20 protein-coding genes and 1 riboswitch are annotated in these 22501 nt (G+C 45.8%); of the genes, 7 read left to right on the top strand and 13 right to left on the bottom strand.

Annotated elements, in window-relative coordinates; genetic code table 11:
* The first annotated feature begins 194 nt into the window (after positions 1–194).
* The 3 genes from QZ918_RS33260 (at position 195) to QZ918_RS12600 (ending at position 2821) form a co-directional block, all read left to right on the top strand.
* Positions 195–656 (top strand): zinc ribbon domain-containing protein, encoded by a 462-nt coding sequence (locus QZ918_RS33260; protein ID WP_527250402.1) that lies wholly within the window; start codon positions 195–197, stop codon positions 654–656.
* Complete coding sequence (locus QZ918_RS12605) at positions 550–2130, top strand: serine hydrolase (protein WP_527250404.1); 1581 nt, start codon at positions 550–552, stop codon at positions 2128–2130. Before QZ918_RS33260 ends, QZ918_RS12605 begins: the two co-directional genes overlap by 107 nt.
* A gap of 289 nt (positions 2131–2419) precedes the next feature.
* Positions 2420–2821 (top strand): hypothetical protein, encoded by a 402-nt coding sequence (locus QZ918_RS12600; protein WP_293146533.1) that lies wholly within the window; start codon positions 2420–2422, stop codon positions 2819–2821.
* Positions 2822–3212: 391 nt separating this feature from the next.
* Here the strand turns inward: QZ918_RS12600 and QZ918_RS12595 are convergent, their stop codons facing one another.
* The 5 genes from QZ918_RS12595 to QZ918_RS12575 form a co-directional block, all read right to left on the bottom strand.
* Positions 3213–3440: a hypothetical protein gene (locus tag QZ918_RS12595; protein WP_293146531.1), complete on the bottom strand. Its 228-nt coding sequence runs from the start codon at positions 3438–3440 to the stop codon at positions 3213–3215.
* A gap of 122 nt (positions 3441–3562) precedes the next feature.
* Positions 3563–5089 carry a phosphomannomutase/phosphoglucomutase gene (locus QZ918_RS12590; RefSeq protein ID WP_293335393.1) on the bottom strand — a complete coding sequence of 509 codons (1527 nt, stop codon included), beginning with the start codon at positions 5087–5089 and terminating at the stop codon, positions 3563–3565.
* 193 nt (positions 5090–5282) lie between these two features.
* Complete coding sequence (locus tag QZ918_RS12585; protein WP_293146527.1) at positions 5283–6188, bottom strand: D-hexose-6-phosphate mutarotase; 906 nt, start codon at positions 6186–6188, stop codon at positions 5283–5285.
* Between the two features lie 374 nt (positions 6189–6562).
* Positions 6563–7219, bottom strand: a complete 657-nt coding sequence (locus QZ918_RS12580) for a peptidase M15 (protein WP_293146525.1) — start codon at positions 7217–7219, stop codon at positions 6563–6565.
* 73 nt (positions 7220–7292) lie between these two features.
* Positions 7293–8279 (bottom strand): NAD(P)-dependent alcohol dehydrogenase, encoded by a 987-nt coding sequence (locus tag QZ918_RS12575; RefSeq protein WP_293335391.1) that lies wholly within the window; start codon positions 8277–8279, stop codon positions 7293–7295.
* Between the two features lie 90 nt (positions 8280–8369).
* On the opposite strand from QZ918_RS12575, the gene QZ918_RS12570 reads away from it, so the two are divergent.
* A complete protein-coding gene (locus QZ918_RS12570; protein WP_293335389.1) occupies positions 8370–9038 on the top strand; it encodes a TetR/AcrR family transcriptional regulator C-terminal domain-containing protein in 669 nt (222 codons plus the stop codon).
* 444 nt (positions 9039–9482) lie between these two features.
* Here the strand turns inward: QZ918_RS12570 and obgE are convergent, their stop codons facing one another.
* The 5 genes from obgE to QZ918_RS12545 form a co-directional block, all read right to left on the bottom strand.
* Complete coding sequence (gene obgE / locus QZ918_RS12565; protein WP_293335387.1) at positions 9483–10523, bottom strand: GTPase ObgE; 1041 nt, start codon at positions 10521–10523, stop codon at positions 9483–9485.
* 183 nt (positions 10524–10706) lie between these two features.
* Positions 10707–12161, bottom strand: coding sequence for an RNA-guided endonuclease InsQ/TnpB family protein (locus QZ918_RS12560; protein ID WP_293335385.1), 1455 nt, complete (start codon positions 12159–12161; stop codon positions 10707–10709).
* Between the two features lie 194 nt (positions 12162–12355).
* Positions 12356–13231, bottom strand: a complete 876-nt coding sequence (locus QZ918_RS12555) for a Mo-dependent nitrogenase C-terminal domain-containing protein (RefSeq protein WP_293335382.1) — start codon at positions 13229–13231, stop codon at positions 12356–12358.
* A 710-nt stretch (positions 13232–13941) separates the two neighbouring features.
* Entirely contained in the window at positions 13942–15015 is a 1074-nt protein-coding gene (locus QZ918_RS12550; protein WP_293335379.1) for a class I SAM-dependent methyltransferase, read from the bottom strand.
* Between the two features lie 547 nt (positions 15016–15562).
* The gene (locus QZ918_RS12545) at positions 15563–15874 is read right to left on the bottom strand and encodes a 30S ribosomal protein PSRP-3 (protein ID WP_293335528.1); all 312 of its coding nucleotides are present in this window, start codon (positions 15872–15874) and stop codon (positions 15563–15565) included.
* Between the two features lie 177 nt (positions 15875–16051).
* Here QZ918_RS12545 and QZ918_RS12540 point away from each other — a divergent pair, with 177 nt between their 5' ends.
* A complete protein-coding gene (locus tag QZ918_RS12540; RefSeq protein ID WP_293335376.1) occupies positions 16052–16837 on the top strand; it encodes a TIGR01548 family HAD-type hydrolase in 786 nt (261 codons plus the stop codon).
* Positions 16838–16916: 79 nt separating this feature from the next.
* On the opposite strand, the gene QZ918_RS12535 is transcribed toward QZ918_RS12540, so the two are convergent.
* Complete coding sequence (locus QZ918_RS12535) at positions 16917–17735, bottom strand: tetratricopeptide repeat protein (protein ID WP_293335373.1); 819 nt, start codon at positions 17733–17735, stop codon at positions 16917–16919.
* Positions 17736–17817: 82 nt separating this feature from the next.
* Here QZ918_RS12535 and QZ918_RS12530 point away from each other — a divergent pair, with 82 nt between their 5' ends.
* The gene (locus QZ918_RS12530) at positions 17818–18567 is read left to right on the top strand and encodes a cobalt-precorrin-6A reductase (RefSeq protein WP_293335371.1); all 750 of its coding nucleotides are present in this window, start codon (positions 17818–17820) and stop codon (positions 18565–18567) included.
* A 335-nt stretch (positions 18568–18902) separates the two neighbouring features.
* Here QZ918_RS12530 and QZ918_RS12525 read toward each other — a convergent pair whose 3' ends face one another.
* Positions 18903–20126: a CapA family protein gene (locus QZ918_RS12525; protein WP_293335368.1), complete on the bottom strand. Its 1224-nt coding sequence runs from the start codon at positions 20124–20126 to the stop codon at positions 18903–18905.
* A gap of 62 nt (positions 20127–20188) precedes the next feature.
* Between QZ918_RS12525 and QZ918_RS12520 the strand changes: the two genes are divergently transcribed.
* On the top strand, positions 20189–21160 hold the full coding sequence (locus QZ918_RS12520; protein WP_293335366.1) for a metallophosphoesterase family protein: 972 nt from the start codon (positions 20189–20191) through the stop codon (positions 21158–21160).
* A gap of 320 nt (positions 21161–21480) precedes the next feature.
* On the opposite strand, the gene QZ918_RS12515 is transcribed toward QZ918_RS12520, so the two are convergent.
* Complete coding sequence (locus QZ918_RS12515) at positions 21481–21897, bottom strand: DUF1636 family protein (protein WP_367275333.1); 417 nt, start codon at positions 21895–21897, stop codon at positions 21481–21483.
* 22 nt (positions 21898–21919) lie between these two features.
* A riboswitch (cobalamin riboswitch) is annotated at positions 21920–22082 on the bottom strand.
* Between the last annotated feature and the right edge of the window lie 419 nt (positions 22083–22501).

Below are 22501 nucleotides of genomic sequence, written 5' to 3'. Positions count from 1 at the left end.
CATTAAAGTGCGATCGCAATCTCAAACGCGCACTTCCGAGCCAGATTTCCGGTAAATCTAAAATCTAGAATCTAAAAGTGATTGGCTGTTGATACAAAGTAAATGATTTTCTAGAAACTTCTTGAATAATTAGGTAAAAGCTGGTAGTGTAGACTGAGAAAAAAAATGCTTTAGCGACTAAAACAGCTAAGACCATGGTCACTTTGAGTCATTATCATTTCCAGCAAATGTTGAAGCATCAAGCTGCTGTTAAATATGGTAGTTTTGTAGTAGGCATAACGGAAGAATACACATCAAAAACCCGTTCAAAGTGTGGACAGAAATTCAAATGGCGCTTTCAATATCTTGTTGAAAGCTTTGAGAGATACCTCCTTGACAGGAGAGCTTGCAGCTTTCTCTGTCTTGCCATACACGGTAGTATCAGGCTTAGTCCTGGATTTGCCGGGTTAAATGTATCTGTTAAGCTAAAAAATCTTAAACTTGAAATTTACAGTGCAGAAGGAGTAAGACGTGGCAGAGCGGTTTCCCAAACGATCGATATTATCAGTGATGTCCTCGATAGCCTCTGCCAACTCCGGCCCGCAGCCGCCTCAATCCGGCGCTTCAAGCGAGTCTGGCAAATCCAGCCGTCGCCGCCCTCCCCAACCGCCAAATAGCAATTCCGAAATTCCCCCATCAGAAACTGCGACTTTCTCACCACAACCAAGCCGCAGCAAGAGAAGTAGAGCCAATTCTCCCGCACCTACCTCCGAAGAATTGAGCGCGCAGGACTTTTTGTCCAATCCCCAATCAGCAATTAATCCCAGAAAACCCAGAACCACCAAAACCACTAAAATTGGGGAGGCGAAGAGTCGCCAACCTCGCAAAAAAGGCCTCGCTGCTGTCGATATGTTCGAGTTTCCCGAACCGAATTCCCCTGTGGGCACTCCCCCCAGCAATCCCACCAGCGAACCCGAAACGACAACTCCCCCCCCACCCCGTAAAAGTCGAGCCAGCGCCCCACCAGAGAGCATTCCAGACCCGGTAACAGCCCCCAAGGTCAAAAAAGCCCCCGTGCCGAAACCGCGCCCGCAAGCGAATCAGAGACCGGGCAAACGCTCTGCAACTGGGAACGTGCCGCCGTTGGTATATGCTACTCGGTTGCTGATTTTGGGAGTTGGGATGGCGGTGATTTGCGGTACGCTGCTGTCAGTGGTGAATGCTGTGAGTCGATCGGGCGTAGTGACACAGGAAACCCCCGCAGGTCAGACAAAGCCAGCCGATAGCGCAGTTGCCGCCACCGCCACCCCAGAAGCATTGCAATTGAATCAAGAAATGGCAGCTTTGAAAACACAAGTTCAGGTGATAGCAACAGAAAATGCCACTTTGACAGCGGGAATATTTCTAGTTGATTTAGATACAGGAAGCTACCTAAATTTTAACGGCGATGCTCCTTTTGCTTCAGCGAGCACGATAAAAGTGCCAATTTTAGTAGCTTTTTTCCAAGCAGTAGATGAGGGCAAAATCCAGTTAGATCAAGTGCTGACGATGAAACCGGAACACATTGTCGGCGGCTCTGGCGATATGCAAGACGACGCACCGGGTGAAAAATATTCGGCCTTGGAAGTTGCGAAAAAGATGATTGTTGTCAGCGACAATACAGCGACAAATATGCTCGTTGAGTTGCTGGGAGGTGCGGAAGTTTTAAATCAGCAATTTGCCAACTGGGGATTGAGGGCGACGGTGCTGCGAAATAAGTTGCCAGATTTGGAGGGAACGAATACTAGCAGCCCGAAGGATTTGATAAATATTATAGCTCAAGTCGATCGCGGAAATTTGGTTTCGGTCAAATCGCGCGATCGCATTTTGCAAATCATGCGCCAAACCAAAAACGATACTTTGCTACCCAGAGGCTTGGGCGAAGGAGCAGTGATTGCTCACAAAACTGGCAACATCAATACAATGCTAGCCGATGCGGGGATGGTGGATTTGCCAAACGGCAAGCGTTATTTACTAGCAGTGATGGTAAAGCATCCGCAGGAAACCGAGAAACCAGCTCAAACATTGATTCGGGATATTTCTAAGATGAGTTACCGCTATTTGAACGACGGGGAAACACCCACCGATTCCAAAGTTAAAATCAAAAATTAATTCATTCAACCTAAAATAGGTTCGTAGTGAGGACTTCAGTCCGCATCCAAATCAGGTTCGTAGTGAGGACTTCAGTCCGCATCCAAATCAGGTTCGTAGTGAGGACTTCAGTCCGCATCCAAATAGGTTCGTAGTGAGGACTTCAGTCCGCATCCAAATCCGAGGACTGAAGTCCTCACTAACAAACATAAAAACCTGTAACTTCGAGACTATTGAGACAATTTTTAACTCTTCCGGTTATGTTACCGCAAGTCGCGTAAAGTTTACAAACTATAAATGAGTTTGTATTATGAAACTAACCACCCGACTTGCTTGTTTGCTAGCGCTCTCAACCTTAGCCGTGGGAGTCTCCCCCGCCTTCAGCAATCCTCTTCGCTCTTCTCAAACTGAATTCACGGATATTACAATTACTTCCAATAATATCGAACTGAATCGAGCAAAAAACTTAGCCCGTCAAGCAGCAGAGAATGCTAACGGCGGTTTAGGCCAATATCGAGCCGAAGCATCGATGCACGGCATTTCAGCCGAATCGCCTTTTGTTGAAAATGGTGACGGTACTTGGACATTTACTTTTCAAGGTTACAAACCCGGTTCATCTGTCTATACAGTTGAGACAGTTGTGACTGTTTCCCAACATGGCAGAATCACAGTCAATTACAACGGACGCATTCGTAGCTCCAACCGATTTTAACATTAGGACTCTTCTAGGTATGTAGTTGCGCTTTAGCGCTCTTTGTTCCTGAGATAAGGAAGAGCGCTGAAGCGCAACTACGTACCTTTTTGATTTTTCGGTTTTTTATCCTGAGATAAGGAAGAGCGCTGAAGCGCAACAACGTACCTTTTTTGATTTTAGGTACGTTGTTGCGATTCATCGCTCTTTACTCCTGATATATGAAAGAGCGCTGAAGCGCAACAACGTACCTTTTTGATTTTAGGTATGTTGTTGCGATTCATCGCTCTTTGTTCCTGAGATAAGGAAGAGCGCTGAAGCGCAACTACGTACCTTTTTGATTTTTCGGTTTTTTATCCTGAGATAAGGAAGAGCGCTGAAGCGCAACTACGTACCTTTTTTGATTTGAGATTTACAGAGATTCAAAATTAGCAGTAAAACCCTCTAAAGTCAAGCATTCATCCATAAAATCCTCTACATCATTGACATTCTCAAGTTTATATTCCATGATGCGTTGACCGTCGCCTTTCATCTTTTTGGAAGAAAGAGGCGTAGCCGGATATTTGTCAGCAATGACTTTGAAAGCTTTGGAATTGACAGTCCAGCTTTCCGCAGAACATTGAATGATTAAAAGCCACATAATAAAATCCCTCCTTTGCTAAGGTACGTAGTTGCGCTTCAGCGCTCTTTCATATAGACAACAAGAGCGCCCAAGCGCAACAACGTACCTAAAAAAACCTTTAGCAGCCAGGTTGCTGCAACTTAGCTCGATAGTGCCGACAAATCAAGGGATTCTGTTGTTTGGAAAAAAGCTAAAAGGCGATCGACTATTTGAGCAACACCACCCTTAACATTCGACTCAACATTCAAAGGCATCACCGGATCGTGCAGTGACAAGCGTAGCAGAAACCAGCCCGATTCGCTAGCTGACGTGCAGGAAACTCGCAAACCTTCGTAATTATTGGGTACAATTCCCCAGTCGGCTTGGGTTGAGACAAATTCTTGCAGTTGCTCAATGACGCTAGTTCCGTGGGCTTTGAAATCATCCACACCAATTTTAATCCGAAACTCTGCACTTTCTTCAGGCTCTTGTAAATTCGCAATCAAATCCGGCAAAGATTGATTAGCTAATTGGGATTTAGCCAATTCAATCAATAGTTTGCTAACCAAATAAGCGCCATCATCCAAAAAGTAATTTTCCTTCAAAGCGCCATGTCCAGAAGTTTCAATGGCTAGCCATGATTCCTGTCCCGCTGCATTGAGGCGAATCGACTCGTCAATCACATTTTTGTAGCCGCGTTTAAAGCGATGGTGAATTCCTTTCAAATCCTGTTCGATGAATTGCGTTAAACCATCGGATGTGATAGAATCCGTAACGACAGTCGAGCCTGGGTGCTCTTGTAGGACGATCGCCGAAATCAACGCGATTAACCGATTGCGATTCAGTTCCTTGCCAAATTGATCCACAGCCGCACTGCGATCGACATCCGTATCAAAAATAATCCCAAAATCAGCTTGATTGGCAATTACCGCTTGACAAATTGACTGCATTGCCTGTTTATCTTCGGGATTCGGCACGTGATTCGGGAATGTACCATCCGGTTCTAAAAATTGACTGCCCGTCGTGTCTGCACCTAAAGGCTTTAAGACTTTATCCACATAAAATCCGCCCGCACCATTCCCCGCATCCACAACAATTTTCAAGCCTGTCAGCGGCTGCTCAAAATTATCGGGATGATTGACTGATTCCCTAATCTTTTCGACGAATTGGTTGCCATAAACAGAGATAAAATCATGCTTGGTAATAGTACCGGGAACGGCGGCTTTTTTAAACTCATTGGTTTCGGCAAATGCTAAGATATCGGTAATATCTTTTTTTTGCAATCCACCGTTAGCGGTAAAAAACTTCAAGCCGTTGCGATTAAAAGGCAAATGGCTAGCAGTCAGCATAATCGCGCCGTCGCACTCAAAACCTGGGGTGATTGTACTCATAAACATGGCGGGAGTTGATGCCATTTCAAAATCATATACTGTAGAACCAACTGAGGCGATGCCGTCCATGACTGCTTGCATTAAAGTTGGCCCGGATAGGCGACTGTCACGCCCGATCGCAATTATCAACTTTTCGGCTGGTTTATTGACTTTCTGTACCAGCCAACTGACAAAGGATTGACCTAAAATTGTCGCAATTTCCGGCGTGAGGTTGACTGTTTCCCCTGGCACCCCTTCGAGGGCGATACCGCGAATGTCCGATCCATTTTGCAGTTTTGTCCAGTTGTAGTTTTGCATAATGATTGATGGTAAGTAGAAGGAAGAATGAAGAAGATAATACGGCGGTTGAAACCGAAGGATTTTTTAGGTACGTTGTTGGGCTTTAGCCCCAGATTCAGGGCTAAAGCCCAACAACGTACCTTTTTTAATGTGGCAATACAGATTACTGGGAATTATAGCCCCGTCACCGCTGACATTAAACTCTCATTCTTTAGTCGCGTTCAACGCTATAAACTGCCTGCAAACTAAACTCACCATGCGCGGGGACTTCCACAATATCCGTCGCCGCATTGGTCGTTTCCACGCAGATTAAACGCTGATAATCTGCATCATCAAGGTCGGCCATGTTTTTAGAAATTGTCACCCAGGGATTCCATACTACGGCGGATTTACTGCCAGATGATTTAATCCGAATCCGACGGTTGAGGGCGGCATCGTCTATGACGAATTCGTTGGTGACATCGAGATAAATTCGATCGACCTCACCGACAGCTACGACTGCACCTACTTGAGTTTTTTCCACTCCACCGTCAACTTTATCAAGATATTGGCTGTTTTCTAAACCCAACACCTGCACGCGGTTGATGTCTCCGACTAGAAAATAGGTGTGGAAGGCTTGGGTGAGGGGAAATGCTTTGTCGCCGAGATTGCGGGTGATTAATTCTACTGTGAGGGTGGTGCCGATCGTAATGGCGATCGCCAATTCAAAAGCTTGAGGCCACATCGCCCTCGTTTCCTCAGTATCCTTAAGCCCCAAAATCACTTGAGTTGCGCCCTCTGAAGTAGTGCTGGTTGACACCACATTCCAGAGGCGATTCCGCACAAACCCGTGGGCTGGGCGGCCCAAGCCTTCGGGATCTGGGCCAAACCAAGGCCAACAGATGGGTACACCGCCTTTGATGGCTTTCCCTTCGGCGTAGTAGGCTTTGTCGCTGAGGAACATCAAATCTGCGGTTTCGGTGGCTGGTTGGAAGGAGAGCACTTGGCCGGAATACACAGATATCAAGGCTTTGGCTTGGCCGTTGTCGATGTGAATCATCGGAAAACCACCGTTTCCGGCGGCGAAGGTGAGGTGGCCGGCAATGCCATAGTCGGTGTTTAATTGGTCAATACTCATGCTGTTGGCCTGGTTAACTGCTTCCCAATTATCTCAGGAGTTTACTATTTATGTTTAGCTATTTAGCAAGTAGTTTCAAATAGTAGCTTTGTAGGGTTATAAAGAAGTGAAATAGATATTAAGAGGATTTTACCACAGAGAGCGCAGAGGACACAGAGAGAGGAGGAATCAGCGGTTTTTCACGAAATCCAAAACCCTCATAACACTCTTCCCTCTGCGCCCTCTGCGTCCTCTGTGGTTCAAAAATCTTCTCTTAATGAAGTGGGACATATTTTAACATTCAGACTTTGTACCTGTTAGCTATTTAAGTCTTCCATAAAACACGACTGTATTATAACTAATAGCATAAATCTCCATTCTGTTACAAGCCCTGGTTAACTAGCTGGGTACAACTGCCGAATATACTCTTGATAAAACTGCTCATGTGACCCTGAAAAGTTTTCCATCCCAGTCTTTGTTAAATACCCACTCTTGCCAGTATGTGGATTTTGTACATAGCTGTAAATCACTTTTTTACGCTCTGGATTCTCAGACCAAGTAATGTTGAAAGCTGCGTAGTTTGGGTAAAATTCCATTGCTGAGTACGCATCAATACGATCGTGAATCCACCAAGCTAATGCTGTCCAATCTCCTGTCTGCTCGTAATAAGGAATAAAAGAAGTCACAACAACACAGGCAGTTGCACCCATATATCCATCCTTATCTTTGACATCCCAGATGTGTCCGGCATAATTTGCTTCATTACTGGCGCAACTATATTGATTTTGATTTTCCGCACCTATTTTATTGACAGCACTAGCACGGAAAGCGGAACGGACGCTGATTCGACCGAGTGCATCTTGAATTGGCTCAAGCACTTTTTCGCACAGATTTCTTCCGGCTTCAATTGCTAAATCTGGATCGTCTGGGATATTGGGAATATTTTCAATTTGTGAAATTTCAGAATACAGAAACTCACGCATAAAAAAACTCTTTGAAAGTTGGATACGTCCTAATTTTTCCAGAGATTTTACTGTTTGCGGTTTTCTCATGATTGTTCAAAATCTAGCAAGTAGTTTTAATTGGCTAACCTCACCCAAAAGCAAAATCAGCTAACTCTAAATATTAGAGTCCCACGGGCGCAACACTAATGGCGACTTTCCCCACCACCTGCCGCTGTTCGAGGTGACGAATTGCTGCGGGGACTTCGCTCAGATGGTAACGTCGATCGATCCACGGAACAATTTTGCCGGCTTCCAGCAAATCTCTCAAAATGACCAAATCTGCTTGAGTGGGAGTCAGGACAAGACATTTCACCTTGCGGCGACTCATGAGCGAAATCAACGGCCCAAGAAACAACATCACCTGAAACAGTCGCGTTGTTGAACCACCGATGAGGACGTAGGTTCCCGTGGGTGTCAAAATTGGCAGATAATTAAAGACCGATCGATAAGCCGCCGCATCCAAAATCAAATCATAGGTTTGTCCAGTTTTCGTCACATCCGTTTGGGTGTAATCAATGATACGATCTGCACCGATCGCACTCACCATATCCATTTTTTTAGTGCTACAAACCGCCGTCACCTCAGCCCCAAATGCCTTCGCAATCTGCACTGCAAAAGACCCGACACCACCCGACGCACCATTAATTAAAACTCGTTGTCCTGCCTGAATCTGACCGGATTTGCATAAGGCATGAAGTGCCGTCAGTGCCGCCGCCGGAACCGCTGCGGCTTGTTCAAAACTGATATTTGCAGGTTTGATTACCAATGCCTCTTGTGGCACACAGACATATTCCGCAAAAGCTCCAAACCCACACTCAGAGATGTCACCGAACACGTCATCCCCAGGTTGAAACTGCGTCACATTCTCACCCACCGCCTCCACCTGTCCAGCAACATCCATCCCCAGTGTCTTGAATTTAGGTTTGCGGAGTCCGAAGGCGAGACGAGCGATGAAGGGCGTTCCGCGCATCAGATGCCAGTCCCCTGCATTCACAGAACTCCCATAAACTCGCACCAGGACATCATTGTCTTTTACAGCAGGCCGATCGACCTCCTCCAGACTCAAGACATCCGGCGAACCATACTCCGTTTGAACGATCGCTTTCATGGTGTCACTCCTTTAGACTTATACTGTAAGTCTAACTTACGGCGTAAGTTTGTCAAGATATAGTTCAAGAATCGATTTGAGAAGAATTAAATGGCTAAGACGATCGACTCAAATACCGCGCCCCAAGTCCCTTTAAGCCGGGAACGGGTGCTGCGCGCGGCGATTCGCATGGCTGACGAGGGTGGCATTGAGTCCCTCTCGATGCGGAAGCTGGCTGAGAATTTGGGCGTCCAGGCGATGTCGCTGTACAACCACGTAGCCAACAAGGATGACATCCTCGATGGCATCGTCGATATTGTTGCCGGCGAGATTGAGGTGCCTAGTCTGGGTGTTGACTGGAAAATTGCCATGCGGCGGCGGGCGACTTCTGCCCATGAGGTGCTGGTGCGTCATCCCTGGGCGACAATGGCGATCGTCTCGCGGGCTAATGTGGGGCCGGCAATGTTGCGCTATGTGGATGCGACGCTGGGCTGTCTGTGCGAGGCTGGCTTTTCGCTGGAGATGGCCGATCGCGTTTGGAATGCGATCGACAGTCATATCTATGGATTCACACTTCAGGAGTTGAACTTTCCCTTCGAGGCGGCGGAGTATTCCGAAGCGGCCCAAACCGGACTTTCACTCATCCCCGCTGACAAGTATCCTTACTTAAATAGGCTCACGCATTACGTCATAGACGGTCGTTATGACGGTATTCACGATTTCGACTTCGGGCTAGAATTGCTCCTCAACGGCCTCGATAAATTTCGAGACAAGGTTTGATTTTTGCCGATGGTTTCTAGATGAATACAGGATGATTTAACCACAGAGTACGCAGAGAACACAGAGAGAGATAAGAGAGATGAATACAGGAGGATGAAGAGCAGAATTGATGTTATCTAAATTTCCGTTCAGCCTGATAATTCCGATAAGCTGAAGTGTATTTAAATTGTATAGTCAAGTTTAAGAAAAGTCCTGTGGGGAGTAGGGGTTGGGCGTATCGCCCGCCCAAAAAATCTAATTTAGATCCCCAATAGCTTATTGCCGGATTTGAGATGAGTCATCCAAAACTTTGAAACCCGATCGCCCGAGTCACCACCTAAACAGGAATCTTTTTTCGGCTGAGCACCTCAAACCCATACTGTGCAAGCAATACAGCCGAAAAAATTGACGCCTTAAAAAAAACACTTGCCAATTCGGGCAAATGCTCAACAATCCAACCTCAGACTACAAAACTCCGACTGCTGACAGCGCCTCCGCTTCACTCTCGTTCATCTCATCGAGTTTCAGCCAAACTTGGTGCATCAACTCATCCAACCCAACTCGACTCACAGCCGAAATCATCAACACCGGAGCACCGCTGATTTCCTGCAATCGCGCGATCGCATTTCCAATTTCCTCATCTTCAAGATCGATCGCATCTACTTTATTAAACGCCAAAATCTGCGGTCGATCGCCCAAACCTCGCCCGTAAGCTTTCAATTCTTCCTGAATTGTGATGTAATCGGCGATCGGATCTTCAGAAGTAATATCGACTAAATGCAGCAACAACCGAGTCCGTTCAATGTGCCGCAAAAACTCGTAACCCAAACCCGCGCCCTCGTGAGCTCCGGCAATTAATCCCGGAATATCAGCAAAAACAGTACCGTCACCAGTCGGTTTTTTGACTACGCCCAAGTTCGGGATTAAAGTTGTAAACGGATAATCTGCAATCTTCGGGCGCGCCGCCGACAAAGCAGAAATTAGCGTTGATTTGCCAGCATTCGGCAAACCAATAATTCCCACTTCAGCTAACAGCTTCAATTCCAAACGCAAAAACTTGTGTTCTCCTTCTTTTCCCGGTAGTGCATAATCTGGAGCGCGGTTAGAATTGGTCAGAAAACACTTATTTCCCAAACCGCCTTTACCGCCTTTGGCAACACAAAAAGTCTGTCCGGGCGTCACCAAATCTGCTAAAATTGCCTGAGTTTCCGCATCGTAAACTACTGTACCGCAGGGAACTTCGATCGTGCGATCGGCTCCTGAAGCACCAGTCATATTCTTCGGCGCGCCCTTCTTCCCGTTTTCGCCTTTAAAAATCCGGTTGTACTGGAAATCCAGCAGCGTTTGCAGGCTTTCCACCGCCACCATAAACACAGAACCGCCCCGCCCGCCGGTGCCACCGCTTGGCCCGCCCGCCGGTATATACTTTTCTCTGCGAAAAGCTACCATCCCATCGCCGCCTTTGCCGGCTGCGACTTGAACATCTGCGCGATCGATAAATTGCATAATTTAATCAATAATCATTGGTCAATAGTCATTAGTCAGCAGTCATTAGTCATTAGTCAGCAGTCATTAGTCAGCAGTCATTAGTTATGATACCAGATCCAAGTACAATGTTTATCTTTTGGCGCGCAGTGCAAATCGTACTGGACTAATTAGTAGTCATTAGTTAATAACTTACAGATACATTTAACCCGGTAAATCTAGGAATCCACCCAAATCTACTCTGTATGGCATAATCTGGAAAGCTGCCAGCTTACCAGACATGGAGGTATCCCTCAAAGCTTTCAACAGAATATTGAAAGCGCCGTTTAAATCCCTGTCCAGAGTGTGTCCGCATTCGGGACATTTAAACGTTTTTAAGCCGCCCAACTTACTATGGATATGACCGCATTTTGAGCAAGTCTTACTGGTGTACTCTTCTGTCACGTCTACTACAACACAACCGTACTTGGATGCTTGATGCTTCAACGTTTGTTTAAAACGATAATGACTCAAAGTTACCATCGCTCTAGCTGTCTTCGTGGCAAGTTTTCGCTTACCCTTTTTTACCATTTGCTGCGTTTCAAATGTTGGCAAGAAAATTAACTTATACTTGCTAACTAGGTAATTAGCCGCCTTATTGTGCAATTCCGAAACTAAGTTCTTAATCTTAACACGAATCCTGGCTGCTACTTTTCTCGATCGATACCGCAGCCGCTTAAACTGACTACCTTTGCTTTTTCCGAGCCGAGACATCAACTTGTCTAAATGTCTGGCTAACCGATAAATGCGACCGATATCACTTTTGCCTAATTTCAGTATATTATGACCGTCAAATCCTGTCATAAATGTTCTGATTCCCGGGTCTAAGGCAATCGCTAATTCGGATTGAGTCGGAGGCGGTGCAACAGTGTCAACCGCATAGCAGATAAACCATTGATCGTTGATAATACTAAGGGTTGGTTCGTGTTGCATTACCTCCACTATTGCTTCAGACGCTTTAAAAGACAAGCCTTTGGTTTCGCGCGGATAGAATGTGTTTGATTTCCAGTTTGCTGTTTGAAACCTAATAGTTTGAGTAGGAGCTTTACAACTTCTAAATTTGGCTGTACCTTGGGATTTACAAGCTGCTTTGTGTGCTTCGCAGGCTTGAAATACTGCTAGTTGACGCGGGTTGTATGGCTGTTGAGACACCCATTCAGGTGCTGAATCCATGATGCGTTTACGCAATTCATATTTACCGATTTTTTCATTTTTGAGAATGGCAATTGCTTGATTGTAACACCATCTGCTTGCGGCTATCCATGTCCGCCATTTCTGAGCTAGTTTTGTTTCCGGGTAGACTCTGATCTTTTTGGATAGTAGATTTGTCTTGACGCTGGGAGTAGAGTCCGCAATCGTCAGCCTGGATGATTCATAGGATATCTTCAACCATTTCTGGTTGGGGAGATAAGTCTGTTCGGCACAGAACCAGGAGTTAGCAATTTTGCTGTTGACAGATCCACTTGATAATATGGATCTGTCAACTCCTGGGCGCGAGTAGGTCAAAGCGCTCGACGACCACAACTGTCTCGATATCTCCTGACATGACTTGTCCCAAAAAGGCAAGAATTTCTTGGCGCGTGAAGTTGAGTCCGTATCCAATGTATTGGAATTCGTCATACACGGTGGTTTTTTGTTGATTACATACTATCAATGTCTACCGCTATCTTCAAGGAATTTACAAGAAATCGTTTACTATACGAAAGCAGTCATTAATCGAACATTTGACAAGAATGCCCAATGCCCTGTGCGAGCCTTCTTCCCAATGCCCAATGCCCAATGACTAATGACTAATGACCAATGACTAATGACTCTTAACAATATGACGATATATCTTCCTTACAATCATCTGCCAAATAGCAGAGAGCTCGAAAGCGCATCCCCACCAATTGTTCGTACAGCGGGTTAAGTTTGCACATCGCCGGAATGTGGACAATTTTGCGGCCGAATAATACGACATCTCGTTCAAACGGACACTGCGGTGGAATCATTTTGCAGACAAAACGTGCCACTCTCGGATCGTGAACTTCCCAGCCGTCAAGCCAGTCTTTCACGGGTGTCAGGACATTTTTCTGCTGAGGTTGAGGCCGCCCAGAAAGCGGTGTTGCTGCATAATCAACGGCTGTTTGGCTGCTTGATTCCTGCGGCTGCGTGCTGCTATCTTCGATCGTGTGTCGCAGAGATTCGATCGCCTCCACGTTATGACCCAGAGCTGTGCAAAACTTGTAAAGTACCTCGTCTTCGCTCAGAGAGTAAGTACCGTCTGCTAAGGCTACCATGACTGCTGTTCTTAAAAAATTCTCCCCGTTGGCTGTGCCTGTCCCTAATACAGCAGCTAGTTCCTCTGCGGTAATCGGTTCAAAACCGGTCTCAAAAGATACCGGATTTAGTTCATCCTGAGTCAGGCTAGCAATCATTTTTTGCTCGTTTTCGTCAAAGTTGCCGTCAGCCCAAGCAATTGTCAGCAATCCCCGCAGCCAAGCGGCAATCTCTCTATCCGTGCAGTTAGATTTTGCGTTACTCATCAGCGTTTCCAGTTGGATGATATACCAGTCAAGTTGTTGGTTTGGAGCGGGATAACTATTCCCCTCTAAATAATTTTTACTGGTTTTTTGCTCGATCGATCTTTTTGTGAAAGGTTTGTGCCCGAAGATTGCTCCAAACGCTTGTAGTGGACGTGTTAAAAGCATATTTGTGTCTCAGGAGCTTCGCCAATTAGCGAGCTAATCTATGGTTTAATCCTCTTCCCCTAAAGTGTCGTCTATCTGGAGGAATAGGTTTTGTTGATTCATTGTTAAGTATAGTTGCACAGATTTTAGATGGCGTATCGAATTTTACGTAATTTCAACGCCAGATCGACCCAATTTATCGCAAGCAATCACAGGTTTGCCAAGATAGGATCTAATAAGCAACCGGGTTTCTCACCCACGGGCGATTTTACTTCGCTATGTTTACATTTTAATATATATATTTGTAAATTATTGTGTAACTGCTCCGTAACATTTGACAACAAATCGTGTTTATGCTGTGGGAATAAAAAGACTCGATCGAAGTATCGTGCTATATCAAAGATTCTGATTGCTGGGATAGCTTATAAATCAGTCCCAGACCGAACAATCAAGGTACATAGTTGCGCTTGGGCGCTCTTAGGTACGTAGTTGCGCTGTCTTCGCTCTCTTCGGTACGTAGTTGCGCTGTCTTCGCTCCGGGTGGATCTGGATTTTACAGAAACACCATTAAAAAAAAGGTACGTAGTTGCGGTTTAGCGCTCTTTCCTGAGATTATAAAGAGCGCTGAAGCGCAACAACGTACCTCAGATCGAAGTTGTGCTGTCTTCGCTCTTTCCTGAGATTATAAAGAGCGCTGAAGCGCAACTACGTACCTCAGATCGAAAATGGTATTAGCTGCGACGGCACAAAATCCAGCGCAATTCCATGGGCGGCCGTCCATTTGCCATCGGGAAGACATCTCTACCTGTGGCCCAACTCGGGAACCAAGGCGTTGGTGGCCAGGCTTCTTTTGGCAGGTGGTGGCGTTCGTATTCCCACACCAATTCGTCGGATATTTGGACTAAGGGTAAGCCTTCCATGGCGGCGGCGAGCTCTTGGGGCGTGAATAAAGTAGACCATGAAAGTTGTGCAACTTGTCGCACGAGGGCGTCTGGCTGGTAGTCGCCGACGGTTAAGAATGTGCTGAACAGCAACACGCCTCCGGGACAGAGGAAATCGCACATTTTGGCAAGGAAAAGCCGTACTTGATCGATGTCTCGAAAATGTGAGATGACTTCGGCGGCGACTGCTAACTGGTAGCGGGCTGGTTTCATCCGCATTAAGGGATCGAGTACGTCGCCTTCTGTTACTGTAACGGGAAGGTTTTCGGCGGTGGCGGCTGCTTGCAATTGTTCTGCAAAAGCTGGGGTTAGCTCGATCGCATCTACAGAATAGCCCAATCTCGCCAGCGGTAAGGTATTGCGCCCAGTACCAGCGCCTACGTCTAAGATGCGGATGCGATCGGGATTTCCCAATTTAGCAGCCGTTGCCATCAATTTTGCATCGGGATGGGAACCAAATAGAGGCGGTTCTCTGGTGTCAACCCAGCTTTTATATTGTTCTCCTACTGTTGAAGTAGTGACAATTACTTTGCAAGCTAAACCTGTTTGTGGCGGCTGCACAGATTCGTATTGCAGAATCATCATCGATGCTGTGGAGGTGCGGTAGCCTTGTTCTAATTTAGTCGCTAAAAGCTTCCTGAGTTCCTCTTTACGGTCTTCTGGAAGGGGTCTGTCGAGGGTGGTAAATAGCTTTTCGATTGACTTGAGATAGTGGTTTACCATTCCCGGTACGCAGGGAAAAACTAATTCTCCGCGTGCGGTGACGCGAGTGTTAATTTTGTAGAGGATGGCTTGCTGGAGAATGTCGGGATTGACTACCAGCGGCATTTGTTCGGTTTGGTCGATCGTGCTTTCGGCGCCCATAAGTTCCGGGAAGAAGGAAGAAGGAAGAAGGAAGAAGGAAGAGGGAAGAAGGAAGAAGGAAGAAGGAAGAGGGAAGAAGGAAGAAGGAAGAGGGAAGAAGGAAGAAGGAAGAGGCTATTGGTGTCAACAAGCGCGCACGTTAAATGTAGGAGTCTGCTGTTTGACGATTAGGGGTTCAATCCCTCCTAACCCCCATTTTTAAGGGGGGGACAATAGTGAGCGTCAAAATTCGTCTTTTTAAGGGGGATTTAAGGGGATGGAGACTTTGATACAAACCATAAATACAAATTGTTAAAGAACCAGATTACCGTCAAAAAATGCGGTTTGTAATGAGGACTTTAGTCCGCAAAAATTGATGCGGACTAAAGTCCTCACTACAAACTTGTTTTTCGGAGATGATATTTAAGATATCGATCGGCTGTAGCGCATTTAAAGTGTATTTTTCAGGACGAGGTGGAAAAAGCAAATCCTCTCGCCTTCTCCCCCTCTCTCGTTCTCCTGTCAGCCATCACAGGCAATTTATCTGGGTAGCAACTGAAAGCTAGGCTTAGTTGCTGCCGGTAAAAGTCACTTCGGGGAACCTTGACTGAGCTTCAGTCATCGGGCGCCGTCTGCCTTCTTCTTGCCAGTAGTTGATTACTTCTGTAGCTTGGTTGAGGACTTCGACGCGATCGTTGTCAGCAATCCAGTGTTTGGCTTCGAGTTCGTTTTTGAGTTCTTCCCACGCATCCTTGCGGGGCCAGAAAAAATAAGCTGTCAGCGGGCTAGTTCCTTTACCGACAACTTGGTCAACGGCGAGGGCAACATTCTCTTCTAGCCAGAGAACTTTTAAGATGAACTTGGACAAGCAAACCTCCAGGGTTCCGATCGAACTTATTAAAAATTTCTACAATCGCTAAGCGTAGCACGTTCTGTTCAATAATGGCTCATCGGCGATTAAAAGTTTTGTCGGAGGGCTGGGTTTCCCGCTGCTTAGGGGCCCGAAACCAATAAAATTTGTGCACTCACTCGCCCCAGCTAGAAGGATAATTAAGTTATGAGCAGATTTATTTTAGTTTTTGACATTGATGGTGTGGTGCGGGATGTGTCCGGTTCCTATCGGCGGGCGATCGCAGATGCGGTAGAACATTTCACGGCTGGTGCTTTTCGCCCGAGTTCGATCGATATCGACTCTCTGAAGTCTGAGGGAGTCTGGAATAATGACTGGGAGGCGTCTTTGGAGTTAGTTTGCCGTTATTTTGAGGGCATTGGGCGATCGCGAAATCAACTCGATTTCAAATATGACGAATTAGTCGCTTTTTTCCAAAGTCGCTATCGCGGGAATGACGATAAAAATTGGACTGGTTACATTTGTGACGAACCGCTGCTGTTAAATCCAGCTTACCTGGAAAATTTAACAATTGGAGGCGTTGCTTGGGGATTTTTTAGTGGCGCGATGCGCGATGAAGCAGCTTATGTTTTGTCAGGAAAACTCGGCTTAAATTCCCCCGTGTTAGTCGCGATGGAAGATGCACCGGGAAAACCAGATCCGACTGGGCTTTTCGCAACTATTGAACAGTTGGAAAATCTGCACGGTTTAGACAAAAATTTGCCCGTGATTTACGCCGGAGATACGGTTGCCGATATTTACACCGTGGTGAAAGCGCGGGAATTACAACCGAATCGAGTTTGGCTGGGTGCAGGAATTTTGCCACCTCACGTTTTGGATGATTCTGCTCGTTGCGAAGCCTATGCTGCGGCGCTGAAAAAAGCTGGTGCTGCCGCAGTTTTCAACAATGTCGAAGAGTTGACTGCCGCACGAATTGGAGAATTAGTTAAGTAAGAAGCCAACCGGTTCGTAGTGCGGACTAAAGTCCGCAGCATTTTGCGGACTAAAGTCCGCACTACGAACCATTTAAAGATTATTTCAAGTTCAAGAATTTGTCTAAGGCGCTAACTACAACTGGCGGCCAGCGGCGGTTTTTTGCCACCCAATCGAGGTCTTTGTAGCGGGAATCGAGGCCGACTGCGGCTACCCAATTGCTCTCAGCTTCGCCGCGCTGTCCGGCCTCCCAAAGACACGCACTTAGAGCAGCTCTCATGTCAGCAAATTGGGGATATCTGCGGACAATGTTTTTCATGTTGCGAATTGCTTCTTTGGTTTGCCCGTTTTGATAAAGCGCGAGGGAATGATTGGCACGAGCAAACGCGTATTCTGGTGCTAATTCAAAAGCTTTGCTGTAGTCTTTAATTGCTATTTCCCATTTCCCCAAACCTGCTTCGGCGTTACCTCGGTTGTTGTAGGCGGCTGGATCTTGGGGGTCTAATTCTAGTACGTGATTGTAGTCAGCGATGGCTTCTTCCCAGCGCCCTAAACCTTCTAAGGCTGTGCCGCGATTTAGGTAAGGATCGGGGGCGTTGGGAGCTAGTTCGATCGCCTTTTCGTAGTCAGCAATTGCTAATTGTAGTTTGTTTTGGCTGACTCTCGAATTGCCTCGGTTGCTCCAAGCGGCGGCTTGTGAGGGAAATTTGTCAATAATTTCTGTCCACAAAGTTTCTGCGGCGGGAAATTTGCCTTCGTTGGTAGCTGCAAAAGCTTTCTGAACAAGTTCTCCTAATTCCTGCTGCTGAGGGGTGAGATCTGTTGGTTGTACTTGTGCGGCGGCGGGCGTGATATTTCCCAACCAAACTAACCCGGTTACAATTAATACTGTAAAAAATGTGAAAAGTGAGCGAATCATCTTTGGTGGCAGTTGAAACTTTACTTAAAGATATTATTAACCAAAATTCCGGCTATTGGTTCGATATGTTAGGACTAATTTTATGAAAAAACGCTTATTAATTTTGGGCGGAACGGGTGATGCTGTTGAAGTAGCTGCCAGAGCTTCTCAAATTGCTGATATCGAGGTGATATCTTCGCTTGCAGGGCGGACTAAACAGCCTTTGACCCCAAAAACGGGTATGGTGCGGATTGGGGGGTTTGGTGGGGCGGCTGGGCTGGCTGAGTTTTTGCGTTGTAGCCCGATCGACTTTTTAATCGATGCGACTCATCCGTTTGCAGCACAGATTTCAGCCAATGCTGCGGTGGCTGCGACTGAGTGTCATGTGCCTCATTTGATGCTGGTGCGCCCTGCGTGGGAGGCCGTGGAGGGCGATCGCTGGATTGAAGCCGCCAGCCACTCGGAGGCTGCAAGGGCTTTGTCAGGGCATTCTCAGCGGGTGTTTCTCACCATTGGGAGGCAGGAATTAACCCAGTTTGCGGGTTTGGAGGGTGTTTGGTGTTTAATGCGGGCGATCGATCCTCCGGCAGAAAATACTCTTGTTCCTCATGGTGAATTATTATTAGCAAGGGGGCCTTTTTCATTGGCAGACGAGCGGCAATTGCTCTTGGAATATCAGATTGATACAATTGTTAGCAAAAATAGCGGTGGCGCTGCGACATATCCGAAAATTATCGCAGCGAGGGAGTTAGGTATTCCTGTTGTAATGGTGCAACGAACTCCGATTCCCAATGTTGAGCAGGTTACTGATGTAACCGGGGCGATTGATTGGCTGATTCAGCAGATGAAGTAAAACAAATTATACATTTAAAGACAACAGGTTCGTAGTGAGGACTTTAGTCCGCAGGTTCGTAGTGAGGAAAGGTTCGTAGTGAGGACTTTAGTCCGCAGGTTATTAGTGAGGACGGGTGCATCTGATTTTGGCAAATATGTTTGTAGGGGTATCGCATGACCGCAATCAATATGGGATTATAACTAATAACTTATATGCGCTCATGCTTCGCCCTCTTCACAAACTAGATACACCCATGAAGACTTTAGCCCGCAAGAAGGACTTTAGTCCGCAGGTTTGTAGTGAGGACTTTAGTCCGCATAAAGAAGGACTGAAGTCCTCACTACGAACCTATTTTATTTTTTTTTCGGAGTGCTGTTCAATGAGTTAAGATGATTCTTCATATCTTGTAGATATGCTTTTAAAACTGGATACTGCGATGTTGCTAGCAGCGCATCTTTATCTTTTTTCTGAGTGACGGTTGTTTCTAACGGCAAAACGCGATACTTAGATTTATTGTTCAGAGTGTAGCGGTGAACCCAAGTAGGATGGGTTTTTACATTGGTAATTTCTGTGGTTTTTTCGGGAAATGTTTTGCGGATATTTACTTGCAAAATTACGCCTAAGTCTGTATATTTTTGATTCTGACCGGAAATGAAGTTTCCCATAGAATAAATTGCTACGGCTTTTCTTGTTTTCCCATTCTTTCCTTTGAACTTAAATATTTTGTAAGGCTGGACGACATGGGGATGGCTGCCGAGAATGATATCTGCACCAGCTTTTAAGAGGTTTTCAACTAATTGCTTTTGTTGGGGATTTGGCTGTCGCTGATATTCGTCGCCAAAATGCAGGGAAATTGCGATCGCATCTGCTCCTTTTTTTCGGGCTTTGGCGATGTCTTTGACAATCTTTTTTTCGTCGATTAGCGAAACTAGGTAATCTTTGCCTTTCGGTATCGGGATGCCGTTTGTGCCGTAGCTGTAGGCTAGCATGGCTAGCGATATGTTGTTTTTGGTGACGATTAAAATCTTATCAGCCGCTGCTTTCGATTTGGCTGTCCCTGTTGACGCAATTTTGCGATCGCCCAAATTTGCGATCGTCCTGATTACCCCTATTTCGCCCCGATCCAAAGCATGATTGTTTGCCGTTGTCAAGATATTAAAGCCAGCTTTTTTGGCAGCATCCAGTAATTGAGCCGGTGCATTAAATAGCGGATATCCCGTATATCCGCCCGCATCTTCGCCCGCTAAAGGTGTTTCCAGGTTTCCCGTTACCCAATCGCCTTTTGACAAGATACTTTTAACTGGTGCGAAGAAGCTGTCAAAATTGTATGTTTGCTTTTTTGCATCGTAGCCCGAGATCGTTTGGGTAATGTGCATCATGATATCGCCGACAGCAATTAGTTGCGCTTCTTTAATCTCAGACTTAGGTTTAGCCGGTGCAGGTGTTGCAATTGGCGATGGCTGGGAGCCCCGCAAGCTACGGCTATCTGTACTTTGTGTGTTAGTTTTTGGCGTTTGGATGTCGCAGCTTGCGATCGAAACCACGGCAATTAGCGAAAGCAACCGACGAAACTTCATAACTTTCAATAGGAATTTATCGGCATCTATGATATCATGAATAAATTTGTTACTACCCAAAGATGAATAAAAAATATTTAATTATTGCCTTTATTGTTTTTGTTTCGATTGCGAGTTTCGGTGTTTTAACTTATGCTCAGGATTCCGGCGATCGACCTTTTGAATTTGCCTTGATTGGCGATTTGCCCTACAGTGCAGAACAAGAAGCAAAATTTCCAAATTTGATTGCCGATATCAATCGATCGCCCGCAGGATTTGTCGTCCACGACGGCGACATCAAAAACGGTTACACTGTCTGCGACGATGCAGCTTTCCTTAAAAGCAAGCAGTTATTTGAAAAATTTGAGATCCCGTTTATTCTCACCTATGGCGATAATGATTGGACTGACTGTCACCGTTCAAATAACGGCAGTTACGATCCAATAGAAAGGCTTGCTAAACTCCGGGAAATCTTCAGCAAAGGTACTCAAAGTTTGGGAAAGCGCACCTTAACCCTCACCCGTCAAAGCGAAAACCCGCAGTTTGCTAAATATCGCGAAAATGTCCGCTGGAATTATCATGGAATTGTGTTTTTGGCGATTAATATGCCCGGAAGCAACAACAATTTTGGCCGCACGCCCGAACAAGATAAAGAATATGGCGATCGCAATTTTGCTAATTTAGCCTGGATTAAAGAATCTTTTGCCTCAGCCAAACGCAGCAACAGCAAAGGAATCATATTAATTGCACAGGCAAATCCGGGATTTGAACTCGATCCGGCAGACAAAAGAAGAAGCGGCTACAACGATTTTATCGCAACTCTGGAAGCAGAAACGCGCAATTTTCCAGGACAAGTCGTATTCGTACACGGCGATACTCACTATTTCCGCATCGATAAACCTTTACCCCGTTTTGACGATGACACTCAACTCCCGAGATTGCAAAACTTTACTAGAGTTGAAACTTTTGGTTCTCCCAACGTGCATTGGTTGCGCGCTACTTACGATCCGAAAAGTCCTAATCTATTTGAATTTCAACAGCGGATTGTTCCATAAAATTAGGCAATTTAACACCAGCTTTATGAAAGATATAGCGCTTATCAGAAAGATAAGGTACGTTGTTGGGCTTCAGCCCTCTTATAAGGTACGTTGTTGGGCTTTAGCCCTCTTATAAGGTACGTTGTTGGGCTTTAGCCCTCTTAGTCTAGTGGTTATACAAGCTGCCAATCATACCTCAATCTTTTTTAGAAATGCTATATCTCAATACAGTTTACTTAAGATTGTCCGAAGAGAGGAACGAAGCAATCTCCGTATCTATTTTTCATAGGGTTTTACCCCCAGAACAGTCTTAAGTAAACGGTATTGAACTTTTATCTCTAATTTCCCAACGGTGGAATCTTAGCTAAAACACCTTTTTTCAGAGCTTGAGGACGCTCAGACCAAGGCAACAAACCATCCGGTTTCGCATAGTATTGACCCGCGCATTCGAGCACAGCTTCGACGCTTTCCGATTCATTGAAAGGCAAATCACCAAACAGATAAGTATACTTTCCAGCAGCAGCAAAAGAGACCGCACAAGAGTGACTGCAAGCACTCATGCACTCAACTTCCCGAATATCAAATTGCTCGGATAATTCCCAATCTTGAGCGAGTTTCGATAAATCTTCCATGAATTGTTGGCCGCCACTTTTACCTTCGCGCTTGCCATCTTTCCAAACACTAGCGCAAGCAGTGCAAACCAAAAGACAGTGTTTTGTACGTAAAACCGTGTTACGTTTAGTTCCATTCATCATCCATACCTCGTAGATGCGTTCAAAAGTGACTTAGATATCGGCGGGCATTCTGACTTGAGAGGTAAAGGACTAAAGTCCTTGTACAAACCTCGTTACAGTTGCGGGACAGCGCCGGACTTGCACCGAACTTTCCCCGTTTCCTCTGGCGGCTGCTCCCCGCTAGAACCGATCGCGAATTCAAATCCTACCACACTTGCCGCCCTTTCCCAAAAAAGTTATGTTGGTAAAAGCAAGTTTTAATATCTACCCACATAAATTAACCCGGTTCGTAGTAAGGACTTTAGTCCTCTGATATTTCTGCGGACTGAAGTCCTCACTACAAACCTTATGAACGCTTTTCCCGACTTTTCCACACATGGCTATCAAGTAACTCGCGAACTCGGAATCTACCCACATAAATTAACCCGGTTCGTAGTAAGGACTTTAGTCCTCTGATATTTCTGCGGACTGAAGTCCTCACTACAAACCTTATGAACGCTTGCCGCCCTTTCCCAAAAAAGTTATGTTGGTAAAAGCAAGTTTTAATATCTACCCACATAAATTAACCCGGTTCGTAGTAAGGACTTTAGTCCTCTGATATTTCTGCGGACTGAAGTCCTCACTA

Source organism: Microcoleus sp. CAWBG58 (genome assembly GCF_020883045.1).
In the GTDB taxonomy this organism is placed as follows: Bacteria; Cyanobacteriota; Cyanobacteriia; order Cyanobacteriales; family Microcoleaceae; genus Microcoleus.
The sequence above is the reverse complement of the archived record's forward strand: the minus strand, read 5'-3'. Positions and strand labels throughout refer to the sequence as shown.

Coding starts and splice junctions, on each gene's coding strand:
- obgE (WP_293335387.1), bottom strand. CDS start 10,523: ATGCAATTTATCGATCGCGCAGATGTTCAAGTCGCAGCCGGCAAAGGC.
- QZ918_RS12515 (WP_367275333.1), bottom strand. CDS start 21,897: ATGATGAATGGAACTAAACGTAACACGGTTTTACGTACAAAACACTGT.
- QZ918_RS12585 (WP_293146527.1), bottom strand. CDS start 6,188: ATGAGTATTGACCAATTAAACACCGACTATGGCATTGCCGGCCACCTC.
- QZ918_RS12600 (WP_293146533.1), top strand. CDS start 2,420: ATGAAACTAACCACCCGACTTGCTTGTTTGCTAGCGCTCTCAACCTTA.
- QZ918_RS12540 (WP_293335376.1), top strand. CDS start 16,052: ATGAGCAGATTTATTTTAGTTTTTGACATTGATGGTGTGGTGCGGGAT.
- QZ918_RS33260 (WP_527250402.1), top strand. CDS start 195: ATGGTCACTTTGAGTCATTATCATTTCCAGCAAATGTTGAAGCATCAA.
- QZ918_RS12555 (WP_293335382.1), bottom strand. CDS start 13,231: ATGCTTTTAACACGTCCACTACAAGCGTTTGGAGCAATCTTCGGGCAC.
- QZ918_RS12550 (WP_293335379.1), bottom strand. CDS start 15,015: ATGGGCGCCGAAAGCACGATCGACCAAACCGAACAAATGCCGCTGGTA.
- QZ918_RS12535 (WP_293335373.1), bottom strand. CDS start 17,735: ATGATTCGCTCACTTTTCACATTTTTTACAGTATTAATTGTAACCGGG.
- QZ918_RS12520 (WP_293335366.1), top strand. CDS start 20,189: ATGAATAAAAAATATTTAATTATTGCCTTTATTGTTTTTGTTTCGATT.
- QZ918_RS12575 (WP_293335391.1), bottom strand. CDS start 8,279: ATGAAAGCGATCGTTCAAACGGAGTATGGTTCGCCGGATGTCTTGAGT.
- QZ918_RS12560 (WP_293335385.1), bottom strand. CDS start 12,161: ATGACGAATTCCAATACATTGGATACGGACTCAACTTCACGCGCCAAG.
- QZ918_RS12580 (WP_293146525.1), bottom strand. CDS start 7,219: ATGAGAAAACCGCAAACAGTAAAATCTCTGGAAAAATTAGGACGTATC.
- QZ918_RS12525 (WP_293335368.1), bottom strand. CDS start 20,126: ATGAAGTTTCGTCGGTTGCTTTCGCTAATTGCCGTGGTTTCGATCGCA.
- QZ918_RS12570 (WP_293335389.1), top strand. CDS start 8,370: ATGGCTAAGACGATCGACTCAAATACCGCGCCCCAAGTCCCTTTAAGC.
- QZ918_RS12605 (WP_527250404.1), top strand. CDS start 550: ATGTCCTCGATAGCCTCTGCCAACTCCGGCCCGCAGCCGCCTCAATCC.
- QZ918_RS12590 (WP_293335393.1), bottom strand. CDS start 5,089: ATGCAAAACTACAACTGGACAAAACTGCAAAATGGATCGGACATTCGC.
- QZ918_RS12530 (WP_293335371.1), top strand. CDS start 17,818: ATGAAAAAACGCTTATTAATTTTGGGCGGAACGGGTGATGCTGTTGAA.
- QZ918_RS12595 (WP_293146531.1), bottom strand. CDS start 3,440: ATGTGGCTTTTAATCATTCAATGTTCTGCGGAAAGCTGGACTGTCAAT.